Source organism: Oceanobacillus timonensis (assembly GCF_900166635.1).
Lineage (GTDB): Bacteria > Bacillota > Bacilli > Bacillales > Amphibacillaceae > Oceanobacillus > Oceanobacillus timonensis.
Genome location: NZ_LT800497.1, coordinates 4,126,676 through 4,140,022, shown reverse-complemented (window position 1 = coordinate 4,140,022; position 13,347 = coordinate 4,126,676). Strand labels below are relative to the sequence as shown.

At 37.9% G+C, this 13,347-nt stretch carries 12 protein-coding genes; 6 read left to right on the top strand and 6 right to left on the bottom strand.

All coding sequences use genetic code 11. The features are described 5' to 3' along the window. Positions 1-76 precede the first annotated feature (76 nt). The gene (locus tag B7E05_RS20300; protein ID WP_080875914.1) at positions 77-745 is read right to left on the bottom strand and encodes an RluA family pseudouridine synthase; all 669 of its coding nucleotides are present in this window, start codon (positions 743-745) and stop codon (positions 77-79) included. Positions 746-993: 248 nt separating this feature from the next. Here B7E05_RS20300 and B7E05_RS20295 point away from each other — a divergent pair, with 248 nt between their 5' ends. Beyond that, positions 994-1,461 (top strand): nucleoside deaminase, encoded by a 468-nt coding sequence (locus tag B7E05_RS20295; protein WP_080875913.1) that lies wholly within the window; start codon positions 994-996, stop codon positions 1,459-1,461. A 210-nt stretch (positions 1,462-1,671) separates the two neighbouring features. Then, entirely contained in the window at positions 1,672-2,271 is a 600-nt protein-coding gene (locus B7E05_RS20290) for a class I SAM-dependent DNA methyltransferase (RefSeq protein WP_080875912.1), read from the top strand. A gap of 46 nt (positions 2,272-2,317) precedes the next feature. Here the strand turns inward: B7E05_RS20290 and B7E05_RS20285 are convergent, their stop codons facing one another. From B7E05_RS20285 to B7E05_RS20270, 4 genes are all read right to left on the bottom strand, one after another. Beyond that, complete coding sequence (locus tag B7E05_RS20285) at positions 2,318-3,229, bottom strand: EamA family transporter (RefSeq protein WP_080875911.1); 912 nt, start codon at positions 3,227-3,229, stop codon at positions 2,318-2,320. Positions 3,230-3,322: 93 nt separating this feature from the next. Next, positions 3,323-4,015 carry a helix-turn-helix transcriptional regulator gene (locus tag B7E05_RS20280; protein WP_080875910.1) on the bottom strand — a complete coding sequence of 231 codons (693 nt, stop codon included), beginning with the start codon at positions 4,013-4,015 and terminating at the stop codon, positions 3,323-3,325. A 401-nt stretch (positions 4,016-4,416) separates the two neighbouring features. Next, positions 4,417-4,815 (bottom strand): anti-sigma regulatory factor, encoded by a 399-nt coding sequence (locus B7E05_RS20275; protein ID WP_080875909.1) that lies wholly within the window; start codon positions 4,813-4,815, stop codon positions 4,417-4,419. Between the two features lie 375 nt (positions 4,816-5,190). Beyond that, entirely contained in the window at positions 5,191-5,880 is a 690-nt protein-coding gene (locus B7E05_RS20270; RefSeq protein WP_080875908.1) for a Na-translocating system protein MpsC family protein, read from the bottom strand. A gap of 761 nt (positions 5,881-6,641) precedes the next feature. Between B7E05_RS20270 and B7E05_RS20265 the strand changes: the two genes are divergently transcribed. From B7E05_RS20265 to B7E05_RS20250, 4 genes are all read left to right on the top strand, one after another. Then, the gene (locus B7E05_RS20265) at positions 6,642-8,123 is read left to right on the top strand and encodes a peptide MFS transporter (RefSeq protein ID WP_080875907.1); all 1,482 of its coding nucleotides are present in this window, start codon (positions 6,642-6,644) and stop codon (positions 8,121-8,123) included. Positions 8,124-8,419: 296 nt separating this feature from the next. Further along, on the top strand, positions 8,420-9,589 hold the full coding sequence (locus B7E05_RS20260) for a lactate 2-monooxygenase (protein ID WP_080875906.1): 1,170 nt from the start codon (positions 8,420-8,422) through the stop codon (positions 9,587-9,589). 275 nt (positions 9,590-9,864) lie between these two features. After that, positions 9,865-10,731, top strand: coding sequence for a DMT family transporter (locus B7E05_RS20255; RefSeq protein WP_080875905.1), 867 nt, complete (start codon positions 9,865-9,867; stop codon positions 10,729-10,731). 289 nt (positions 10,732-11,020) lie between these two features. Next, positions 11,021-12,304 (top strand): histidine--tRNA ligase, encoded by a 1,284-nt coding sequence (locus B7E05_RS20250; protein ID WP_080875904.1) that lies wholly within the window; start codon positions 11,021-11,023, stop codon positions 12,302-12,304. A gap of 87 nt (positions 12,305-12,391) precedes the next feature. Here B7E05_RS20250 and B7E05_RS20245 read toward each other — a convergent pair whose 3' ends face one another. Next, a complete protein-coding gene (locus B7E05_RS20245) occupies positions 12,392-13,180 on the bottom strand; it encodes a class I SAM-dependent methyltransferase (protein WP_080875903.1) in 789 nt (262 codons plus the stop codon). Positions 13,181-13,347: the final 167 nt, after the last annotated feature.

The following is a 13,347-nucleotide window of genomic DNA, read 5'->3' as shown; positions in this document are numbered from 1 at the left end:
CATTACAAGCTAGGTTTTCCAGCATGGTTAACTGAAGAGTAACCTGTCAGAAAGTGGGGAATTGGCTCTCGACTTGTCACCACAAGTTCCAAGGAAATTTATTTGGTGGCTGCGATTGGATTTTAATTTCCTCTTTTTTGACTGGATGTTCCACTGCAAGTGTTTCGGACCATAACGCAATCTGTTCGCCGGCCTGGTTCACTTTTTCCCCATATTTTTGATCTCCGTAAAGCGGTAAATTGCGGGAAGAGAATTGTACACGAATTTGATGCGGTCTGCCGGTATGCAGTTTAATGGAGAGCAAACTCATATTGTCTTTACTTCCAATTACTTCATATTCTAGCTTTGCTTTTTTAGCATTTTTATTATTTGCATGTGTTGTGTGAACTTTGTTTTCTTGTTTATCTTTGACTAAATAATCTTCTAACAAGTCCTGCTTTTTATCAGGGACGCCTCGAACGATAGCCAAATATTTCTTTTCTACAGCTTGCCTGCGAATCGCATCAGAGAGGCGGGATGCTGCCTTAGATGTTTTCGAAAACACCATGACACCTCCAGCAGGGCGATCCAAGCGGTGCACCAATGCCAAATAGACATTGCCCGGTTTCTGATAGCGTACTTTTATATCCTCTTTCAAGAAATTCAACAAATCCTGGTCTTTTGATTGGTCCTCTTGAACAGGGACATTGACTGGTTTTTCCACAAAAAGTAAATGATTGTCCTCGTAAAGAATGGGAACATTCATGGGTAATAACTCCTTTATTTCAATACTGAAGCAATAATAACACAGCAGTTTTTTTAATCAAGGAATTGGACATGATATAACTAGTAAAAGGGATCGTAATGAAAAGAGCAGAGAAGGAGTATGTTTATGGAATGTAATAAATGGAGACCTTCCTTATCAGTAACAGATATTCCAAAATAAAAGGCTTTTTATGTTATAATGACGAACGCGTTTTCATTATAGATTGGAACTGAAAGGGAGGGATCATGATGGAAAATAAGGAGTTGATGGAAAAGGCAGTGGAAATTGCACAAAAAAGTGCAGTCACTGGCGGCGGCCCATTCGGAGCAATCGTTGTAAAAAATGGAGAAATTGTTGGCACGGGGAGGAATCAAGTTACAGCAACGAACGATCCCACAGCTCATGCAGAGGTACAGGCAATTCGGGAGGCTTGTAAAGCTTTGGATAGTTTTCAATTAACCGATTGTGAAATATATACCAGCTGTGAACCGTGTCCTATGTGTATCGGTGCCATCTTTTGGGCCAGACCAAAAGCGGTTTATTACGCTGCTTCCAAAACAGAAGCTGCAGAAGCAGGATTTGATGATCAATTTATTTATGAACAAATTGCGCTTCCGGTAGAAAATCGTGATATAAGAATGAAACAAATTTGTCCGAACCAATATGATATGCCTTTTCGAATTTGGAAAGACGCTGATAATAAAGCGGAATATTAGCTTAGATATCAGCCCTTTATAAATCTTCCTTATAAAATAAATCAATCGTTTGTTTGAATGATGAGAGGAACAACTGATAAAAATGGTACTAGCTTCGAAAGCGATAACCTTTTGCTTATGTATTGTGCATGTCTGGAATGATGGTATATTGGTTAATCAAGAAACTTCAAGTTAAAAAAGCCCAACGTGCCCATGGCAGGAGGAAAGAGGATGGAAGAGAATGTATTTAATCAAATGGCAAAAAAATATGATACAGAAAATCGAAAAGAGCTAGCCAATATCATTGCCGATGAAATCAAGAAAACCCTGGCAGGAAAGCAGTATCATTCTATTCTGGATTATGGTGGAGGGACTGGCTTGGTTACCTTTCAACTAGCTGATCAGTTTGAAAAAGGATGGCTAGTTGATTCTTCTCAGGAAATGATTCAAGTTGCGCAAAGTAAAATAGAGCAGAACCAATTGAAACACTTCGAAGCAATGGCGTTCAATTTAGCGAAAGATGACCGTTTGGATATAAAAGCAGATGTCATCGTCTTATCATTAGTTTTACTGCATGTTCCAGATATCGAACCGCTTCTGCAAAGATTAAACAAGCGGCTGAATACAGGCGGTCTGCTTATTATTGTAGATTTTGATAAAAATGAAAAGATACAACATCCGAAAGTGCATAATGGTTTTACGGAAGCAGAAGTAAAAGATGCATTAAGTTATGCCGGTTTTCGGGACATAAACAAGCATACTTTTCATTATGGAAGTAATATCTTTATGAAGCAGGACGCCTCTTTATTTATCGCCACAAGCACGAAATGATTAAAAAGGGCAAGAAAGATAGCATTCTCTCTGCCCTTTAGCTATTTTAATTATTTACCTGGGAAGAAACCGTCCCCGCAGCTTCATTTTTCCGTTTAGACGATCGGGACGATCCAATCAATATCGCAATTCCCGTAATCAAAAGACCGATACCAAGCCAAGCAATAGTATTTAAGCTTTCCCCTAATAGGAATACTCCTAGTAATGCCGCTGTTAAAGGCTCTGCTAAAGCAAGCGTTACTGCTGTTGAAGAAGAGACTTTAGCCAGTCCCTTGGCAAAAAGGAAATAGGCGATTCCTGTAGCTACGACTCCAAGCTGAATACTCACACCAACACCTTGCAAGCTCGCCACCCACGACATATCAAAGATAAAAAGGAAGGGGGCTAAGAAAATAGCGCTAAGTGTAAAAATAATGGCAACTACGTTTAAGGAAGAAAATTTTTGAACCATATCTCTGCTCGCAAGAGTGTAACTGGCAAACGAAAGTCCTGCACCTAATGCCATCACGACACCGATTGGGTCGACATAAGTAGATTCTCTATTTATAAATAGCAAGGTGCAGCCGGAAATGGAAAGAAAAGTAGAGCACCACCAAATTTTTGACGGCCGCGTTTTAAAAAACAACCATTCCAAGAGGCCTGATAAAATTGGTGCACTCCCAATGGCGACAACTGTTCCAATAGCTACACCAGTGACGGTAACAGCAGAGAAAAATAACGGCTGGTATAAGGCCATACTTAGAGCAGCCAGGATAGTCGCTTTCATTGGCCAATTTTTCAACTCCAACTTGCCAAATAAGAGAACAAGGGATAATAAAAAAAGACCGCCTACAGCCAATCGGATGGTACCAATTGCAATAGGATGTGCATTTTCTGGTGCAAAAGCCTGCGTTGTACCAGTTGTCCCCCAAAGTACAGCAGCAAACAGGATAAGAAAGGCAGATAGTTTTCCTTGCATGTTGTTCACTCCGAAATAAAAAGGATTGTAAATGCATCATAGAAAATAATTGCTCTTATTTCTATACCAGATTTAATATTTCTTTTATCCATTTTAAAGGTAACGATATTTTTTCGGTGCTACGCCTTTATGCCGTGCAAACCATCTTGTAAAAGAGGAGGCATTCTCGAAACCCAATTCCTCACTAATCCGGGATATAGACCATCCAGTTGACAGTAATAAATGTGCAGCCTCTTGTAAACGAAGCTCTGAAATATATGTTTTCGGACTTTTTCCAGTTCTTTTCTTAAACCATTCCGAATAATAGACTGGATGATAGTGCTCTATTTTTGCCAGTGTTTCCAAACGAATCGGCTCCTTGAAATGGTTGTGAATGTAGTCAATGGAGGGAGGATTGGAAGTCTGCAGTTTTTTTGTTACATAGCGGGTTAAGTCTGTTAAAGAAGTTAAGTCATCCTTGTTATCAGCTTCCTCCATTAATAAATAGCGGATAGCATTCCATTGTTTATCCAATCTAATGTGCGTGCTTTTGGTATCATGCGGCAGATAATGCATAGGTATGTCTAATATCAGAAATTCATTTCTGTCCATAGAACGATAATGATGATGAAAGTTTGGGGGAAGATAGAAACCGTCATCCGGCCCAAGTTGGAGTTCCTGCTGGTTTGTCTGGATATCCAGAGAGCCTTGCAGCGGGAAAAGAAATTGTCCAAATGCATGCGCATGTGAATGGAATTCTTTTGAATAGGTTCTTTTTTCACAGACGATTTGGTTATTTGTTTCCATTTTTTCCTCTCCCTTTAAAGTTAAATTTAGAATATCTTACCATTCATTTACGATGAGGTAAATACATTCGCCGGAAAATAAAATACCGGATGAATCCATTCAGCTTATATGAGAAGCAATTGCATACAACTCCTGGAGTAGCGGAGCATAAACAATCAGAATTGGCGCTTTTTGTATAAGAAATAAAATGCTCGTTATATCTAACAGCAGGAGATAGCTATGACGTGAATGGATATAAGACGGGTAGCAATTTCTCGAATCTATCTTATGTAAATTGAGCAATAAAAAAATGAAGCGCAGGAACTATAAAAGGTGCAAGTTTAAAATCATGGGCATAAACAAAAGCGAGTATTATGTTATTTATTGACAACATCAGCATCATTTTTAGAGATGCTGAAAAATCAAATCCATTTAGCTATCTTAACGGTTGTACCTTGTCCGCTGTTTGATTGAATCTCGAATTCATCCATTAGACGCTTTACTCCAGGAAGACCAGCTCCAAGCCCTCCCGAAGTAGTGTAGCCATCCTGCAGTACTAATCTGATATCGTTTATTCCTGGTCCTGCGTCGATTGCAGTCATAATGATACCTTTACGACCAAATGTATCAATGATTTCAAAAGAAATTCTTCCTTTTTCTGCATATAAATAAATGTTACGGGCCAATTCCGATATTGCAGTAGTGATACGTGCCTGATCAACTGTACCAAAACCAATCTGCTTTGCTATATCTCGGCCAATCTGTCTAGCGTGAACGATATCCAATTCCTTATCGATGTGCACATATGATTGTGTTTTCATATTCTATTCCTCCAGTTTCTGTTAATTTTTATAATTTTATGCTTCAAATTCATCACAATCGGAAACTTTTGGAGATGGATATCTAAACCAATCAACTTTATCGAAATCATAAACTTCTTACCTATGGGAACTACCTATATAAATAAGAAAGGATACTTTCAGGAAAGCTTTTATAAAAAGCGAGTATATTCGCTAAATAAGAAGTAAGGAATAGATATTGTTGAAAGTATAATCAGGTATAACCGAATACATTATTTTTCGATTTTAGTTACTTTTGATATCTGATCTTAAGCTATGTACGAAAAAAAGCCGAAAAGGATCGAACGCCCTCTTCGGCTTATGTCTTGGCACTATTGTCCAGACATTCCTGCCATCTTATTTTTTTGGCTTAAGTATGAATATAACAAATCCTGTATCATTATTAAAATCCCAATCCACAAATAAATCTTGTATTTCCTGATCAAGTACGGATTCTAAGAAAACTTTATCAATTAAGCTCTTTTCCAATTTTCGTTTCGACAACCGAAGTTGGTTTTCAAAACCGGATTGAATAAGTTCCTGCTCAATTAAAACAAATATGTCCTCTCGCCTGGAAACCAGCGTTCGGGAATTTAACATAAATGACTGCAGTTTTCTGGGAGACTTTTGAGCTTTTTGAGTGAAACGGCTGATTTCTTCGTGAACTTGTTCTTTAGCTGGATAATTTAAATAATCTGCTGTTGTTTCATCAATACCCGAATGCAGCTCCGCAAAGAGAATTCCGCTTCTATTCTCCGTAGACCAGTCATAATAGATTTTATCTACCTGTACTCCTGCCTGCGAAGAGATAATAGATTGTATCTCAGGTGTGAGCTCCTTCATTAATAAGTCACGGGTTTCTTGAAATTTTAATTCATTTTCCTGTTTCAACAGAACTTTTTCCATCGGTGCTAAAAAATTACGTAAATATATGGTGATGTAAGGTTTTGCAATAGATACAAAAATCGATTCGGGTCCTTTTCCGAAATTATCTCGAAATAATCTTCCGATTGCACTGGATATTCCGGATTCTACTGTTTTTTCCACTTGGTTTCTCCTTTTTTGATGTTATAAGTAATATAGCTATATTCGCCTGCGAAAATAAATTTTGTTTCCATAGCTGTTAATATGATTGAGTAGTATTTGAAAAAACATTATAAGGACCGTACATTATTTTACAATCCCCCTACTACTATACCATTGTTTATCTATTTTGAAAATTGATTTGATTTTAAAAATATTGTTATATTTCTGTCATATTTATAAATAATGACTTCTTAATAACAATAACTGTTTTCAATCTCTCAAAGGATACTATATAAAATTTGAAAAAATAACCACTTCCCAGTCAATTTACATTATGGTTTCAGAGTGGTATGATATATAGTATTCAACTTTTATATATGGAAATAAACAAAAGAAGCAGTACCCTGACGAACCAAAGGTAAGCATAAAATAAACCTTTATTTTCAAAGCAGAAATAAATAATGTATTTGAAAATAAAAGGAAGCAATGTCAGAAAGGCTTTGTCATACTTGCATGATGATTGTTTAAATCCGTTTATTTCTGTGAAAGTTGTGTTTATTTCATGCAGTATTTGCTTATAAGGCTCATCAATTACAGGTACCTCTTCTGTTTGGCGGTTTTACGATTTCAGTAAACCAGAACACAAATGGCGAGGTATTTTTTAATTGTTTGAATATTTATGTAAGAGCATTAATTTAATCTGATTGAATGCTGCGGCATTGATAGAAGCCAGATATATTGCAAAATCCGAAAGAAATTAAAAAGAAAGGGACAGGAAGATTATGACAACGAAGAATTCACAAGAGATCCTTGAGAGTATTCCGCAAAAAGGTTTTTTCGGACATCCTAAAGGCTTATTTACATTATTTTTCACAGAGTTTTGGGAAAGATTTTCCTATTACGGGATGAGAGCTATCCTAATCTATTATATGTATTATGCAATAAAAGATGGCGGACTGGGGCTGGATAGAGGAACAGCAGCTTCCATCATGGCTATTTATGGTTCGCTTGTTTATATGTCAGGGATTATCGGCGGCTGGATTGCAGACCGGTTGCTTGGCATGAAAAGAACCGTCTTTTATGGCGGAATATTAATAATGGCAGGTCATATTGCCTTGTCCTTCCCAGGAGGAGTAACGGCTTTATTTGTATCCATGGGCTTAATTGTTATTGGTACTGGACTATTAAAACCAAATGTATCCAATATTGTCGGGGATTTATATGATAAGGAAGATATGCGTATTGATTCTGGTTTTAGTATATTCTATATGGGTATTAACCTTGGTGGTTTCATAGCGCCGTTTATTGTCGGAACACTTGGGCAAAAATATAATTTTCATCTTGGATTTGGTATAGCGGCTCTTGGGATGGTTATTGGGCTCATTGTATTTTTGGCTACCAGAAAGAAATATTTAGGACTTGCTGGTTCTTATGTGCCCAATCCATTATCCGCTGATGAAAAAAAATCCGTATTTCTGAAATTTGGAATCGGTGCGTTAATCATTGTCATTGTTGGTGCTATTCTGATTTCCAATGGTATATTAACGATTGACGGATTTATTATGACTGTCAGTGTTTTAGGGATTATCATTCCCGTTATGTACTTTTTAGTGATGTATTTCAGTAAGAAAACTACGAAAACGGAACAGAAAAATCTATTGGCCTACATTCCGTTATTTGTTGCAGCAATGATGTTTTGGGCCATTCAGGAACAAGGTTCTATTATTCTAGCTCAATATGCGGATGAACGAATCAAATTATCATTAGCTGGATTTTCCTTGCAATCGTCTTGGTTCCAATCATTCAACCCATTATTTATTGTATTGCTAGCGCCGGTATTTGCAGCATTATGGATGAAACTTGGCAAGAGACAGCCATCTACGAATAAGAAATTTTCCTTTGGCTTGATTTTTGCTGGTCTTTCTTTCTTAATCATGATTATTCCAGCTATTTACGCAGGTCCTGATGCACTTGTCAGTCCAATATGGCTTATACTAAGCTTCTTGATTGTTGTGCTTGGTGAACTATGTTTATCACCAGTTGGATTAGCAGCGACAACAAGAATGGCTCCTGCAGCATTTTCTGCACAGACTATGGGTCTCTGGTTCTTATCTAATGCTTCAGCTCAGGCGATTAATGCGCAAATTGTTAAATTGTACAGCCCTGAAACAGAGATTCTCTATTTTGGAATTATAGGCGGAATTGCTGTGTTGCTGGGTGTAATCCTGTTTGTGGTTTCTTCTGTAATTAAGAAGAGAGCATAAGTTTATTACAGGGCAACGGACAGTAAGACTCTTGTTTTAAGAATAGAAAAGATTTGAAAATGCTATATGGAACTGGAATTTTGCTGCGTACTTATTTGTCCTGAACGTCTTCTAAAAGGAATATAATATTCCTTTTAGAAGACGTTTTTTTGTGTGATTCAATGTTTCATTAAGCCTTAATGTTTACATATAAAATATGAGGGAGAAAAGAATTATTTTCTGATAATGCAAAATTAATAAAATATGGTATATGATAATAGTATATATAAATATAAGAAATGGAGGAGAAATAAGCGATGGAGAATAATATCGGGAATGATATTCAATACCAAATTTATGCAACAATGCATAATCCAGACCCTAATCGACTTCCAGTAATACATGAGGAGTGGGAAAATGTAGCTCGTGAAAAATTGCAGGATGGCCCTTATTACTATATTGCAGGTGGGGCTGGCGGTGAGAAAACCATGCAAGCCAATTTGCAAGCATTTTCCAATCAAAGGATGGTTCCGCGTATGCTGCGGAATGTAGATAAACGTGATTTATCGGTTCGTTTATTGGGCCAAAAATACCCTTTTCCTATATTACAAGCACCTATTGGCGTACAGTCGATCATACATGAAGAAGGAGAGATTGGCTCTGCAAAGGCATCTGCTGAAATAGGCGTTCCTTATATAGCAAGTTCAGCTTCCTCTGTGCCGATGGAAAAAGTAGCAGAGGCGATGGGAGATGCGCCACGCTGGTTTCAACTGTATTGGAGCAGAGACCCTGAAATCACAGCAAGCTTTTTAAGGCGTGCTGAAAAATCGGGGTATTCTGCGATTGTAGTGACTTTAGATACTCCCATGATGGCGTGGAGAGAGCATGATTTAAAAAATGTTTATTTGCCATTCTTGGCAGGCGAAGGTGTCGGAAATTATTTTACGGATCCAGCATTCTTGGCTAAGTTGGATAAACCACCGCAGGAAGACCCGCAATCTGCCATTATGCATTGGACGAAGATTTTTGGGAATACAGGATTGACCTGGGAGAGTATCGACTTTTTGCGTGAACATACTAGTCTGCCGATTATTTTAAAGGGGATTTTACACCCGGAAGATGCCAAACTTGCTGTAGAAAAAGGTGTGGATGGTATTATCGTATCAAACCATGGCGGACGCCAGGTAGACGGTGCGGTTGGGGCTTTGGAAGTACTCCCTGATATTGTAGCTGCTGTAGGGGATAAAACGGAAATATTCATGGATAGCGGAATCAGGAGAGGATCCGACATTATGAAGGCCATGGCGCTTGGTGCGAAAGCGGTACTTGTTGGAAGACCGCTTATGTATGGTCTTGCAGTTGCAGGTCAGGAGGGCGTCAAAGAAGTAATGCAACATCTGCTTGCTGATTTGGACATTACGATGGGACTGGCTGGTCAAAGCTCCGTGAGTAACTTAGACGCATCGTTGTTAAGAAAAACGGAATGAGAGGGTACCGGGGAATAGCTACTTTTATAGCGTTAAACGTACGTATGATGATATTGTAAATAGATAGTCAAAAGTGAGATTACCTGCCAGGTGGAAGCCCATTTTATATTTAGAAATGGGCTTTTATCATGCTTTTCTTTTGTATGATTGCTTTGGGTGAGAAAACCATCATAAAAGCAGTATGTTGGCACACAAAGCATTTTTGTATTATGATATACACGTTTTGGTAAAATATAAAATGGAACAGCAAAGAATGAGGAGGAAATAATACAATCATGAGTGACAGAAATAAAGGAATCTTATTGTTATTATTGTCTGCGTTAGGTTTTGCGTTGATGGCAATGTTTGTAAAGTTGTCAGGGGACGTACCTACCATACAAAAAACATTATTTCGTAATGGAGTAGCAATGTTGATTGCGTTAGGTTTTGTGCTATATCATAGAGAGCGGCTTTTTGGGAAAAAGAAAAACCAAAAATACTTACTCTTGCGCTCCGCTTTGGGCATGATAGGGGTCTTGTTGAATTTCTATGCAATCGACCACCTTGTTCTTTCCGATGCGGATATGCTGAATAAAATGAGTCCATTTATAACGATTATTTTTGCTGCGATTTTTCTAAGAGAGTACGTGATGCGGTTTCAGGTGGTTTCTGTTATTATTGCGTTTCTTGGAACATTGTTTATTATTAAGCCTGTTTTCAATTTGGATATAGTTCCTTATGCAGCGGGGATTTTATCCGCTGTTTTTGCCGGAGGGGCTTACACCGTTTTACGAGTACTTGGCAATAAAGAACAGTTCTATACGGTTGTATTTTATTTTTCAGCCTTTTCCACGGTGATTCTATTACCGCCAGTTATCTTTTTTTATGAACCGATGACTGGAACGCAGTGGTTGTATTTGCTTGCAGCAGGCGTGTTCGCAACCGTCGGGCAGTTCGGTGTTACCGTTGCTTATAAATTTGCACCTGCAAAAGAGATATCTATCTTTTTCTATTCTACAGTCGTCTATTCAGGAATCTTTAGCATTGTCTTCTTTGGGCAAATTCCAGATATATGGAGTATCTTTGGCTATCTTGCTATCTTTGGCGCATCGTTTTACATGTTCCTGCGAAATAATCGGGATTTGAAGGAAGCGAAGGAATAGGGCTATGTAGAAAAAACCTGTACTTTAATTAAAGGTATAGGTTTTTCTTTTGAAAATATCAATTGGTTATGCTAAACTTATTCGAAATCAGAGGTGAGCAAAATGGTTTTCGTTAAAACAAATGATTCCTTCTCACAATTCCATCATCATATCAACTAGCCTTGCTGATCGATTTAATTTAAAAAATCGAATGAGGAAGGCTATTATACATTAAATCGCATTTGAATTAAGTAAATCACTTAACTCATAATGCGATTTTTTTGTATTTAAAAATAGGAGGTAAGGAAAAATGAAGAAAATGGATTATCAAAATGTAAAAGGAACACGAGATTATTTGCCGGAGTCAGAAAGTATGCGCAGAAATATCCGGAGAACATTAGAAGATGTATTTATTCAATATGGATGTCAACCGCTGGAAACACCGATCTTAAATTATACGGAATTGCTTGCTTCAAAGTATGGCGGTGGAGCAGAAATACTAGAGGAGATGTACACCTTAACAGACAGGGGAGAAAGAGACCTGGCTTTACGCTACGACCTTACCATTCCTTTCGCCAAAGTGGCGGCAATGAACCCGACATTAAAAATGCCATTTAAGCGGTATGAAATTGGTAAAGTATTTCGGGATGGGCCAATAAAAACAGGCAGATTGCGTGAATTTACTCAGTGTGATGTGGATATTGTCGGTGTAGATTCACAATTGGCTGAAGCGGAATTAATGATGATGGCGCTGGATGGCTTTGACAAGCTTGGAATGCAGGTGAATATTCAATATAATAATAGGAAATTATTAACCGGAGCATTGGAAGTGTTTGGTGTAGCGGATGTGAAAATCAATAAAGTGGTGCTGATTTTGGATAAGCTGGAGAAGATAGGGATGGACGCAGTTATAGCCGAGCTTGCTGAACTAGGAGTGTCAGATGATGCGGTCTGCTCCATTAAACAATTTTTGACGGCTGACTATCATACTGACTTTACCCGTTTTGAATCATTATCTAATCAAAATGAACAAGTCAGACAGGGATTGCAGGAACTAAAAGAGCTGAAATCATATCTTGATTATTTGGATATTAGCGACCAATGTATATTTAATCCGTTTCTGGCACGAGGGCTAGAAATATATACAGGTACGGTTTATGAAATGTTTTTAGCGGATGATTCGTTGAAGTCCAGCATCGGGAGCGGAGGAAGATATGATAATGCAATCGGCGGACTGATAGGAACAGATGAAACTTTCTCTACCGTTGGAATCTCTTTTGGGCTGGATGTGATTTATACCGCGATGGCCGCTGGGGAAGGAATTCAGTCTGTTGGAAAAGAGGTGGATTATTATATTATTCCTCTAGGGAGAGAAAAAGAATCGCTGTCTGTATCAACATATTTCCGGGAGAAAGGATATAACGTAGAGGTGGAATTAGGCAATAAAAAGGTCGATAAGGCGCTTGACAGGGCGAATAAAGAAAAAATACGAAACGTAATCATCATTGGCGATGGGGAAGTCAGGAATAATCAGTTTAACGTGAAGGATATGTTTTCGGGAAAAGAGACGGTAGAATCTTTTTCGTTTCGTTAAATAGAGGAGTGGTGAGAAGTGTAAGGGAAGGCAGGAATCTATATGGCCCCTTATTACAGATTCCTGTCCTGTCTATTTAATCAAAACTCATTTAGTAGATATACCGTCTTGTTTTATCCCAATGACACGAAGTCGTTTATAATCTGCTATCCACTGTCCATCTTGGTACAGGACATCCTTTAAGTTATTTTCTACCTGTGTCATCACACGTTCTTTGATAGATTCCGGATGATTTTCAAAGATATTTCCGCAGAACATTTCCATCCAATTTCTCAGGCCATTGTCTCCCTCTAAGGGCGTCGGCCGATTGAAATGCTGGGCAAAGGTTACGTTAAATCCCGTCTCCTCCATTAATGCTGCGTACTCTCCTATGCTTGGGAAGTACCAGGGAAACTGTTCTGATGTATAGGGGATTCCAGCTTTTTTAATCTGATTGATGATTTCATTTGTAATCGTTTGAACATTGCTTTTACCACCAAACTCTGCAATAAATCTTCCGCCGGGTTTCAGGCTGCTGTAGATATGCTGAAGTGCCTCTTTAGGATGCTTTACCCAATGAAGGGTTGCATTAGAGAAAACGGCGTCAAAATCATTGTTGTATTCGAGCTCTAAAACATCTTTCTTCATAAACGTTAATTCTGGATATTTCTGGTTTGCTTGATGCACCATATTCTCTGATTTATCAACACCGATTACATTTGCGCCTTGCTGATCGATTTTATTTGCTAAATCTCCTGTACCGCATCCAACATCAAGAATCTGTTCTCCTTCTAAAGGAGATAAAAGTTCTAGTAGATCACTTCCGAATTTTGATACAAAGGAATGATTTCCATCATACAAATTTGCATTCCAATTATCTTTTGCATGGTGTTCCATGGTTGCTCCTCCTTAAAATATAATGAATTAAATTTGTGAGTATTAATTGTATTATATGGAATTTAGCTTATAATGAAAAATAAAATAATGGATGCATGTTCAAAATAATAGGAAGTTGATTGGTGGAGTTGTTCCAATCTTTAAGTTACAAATCAAGACAGTTGTGA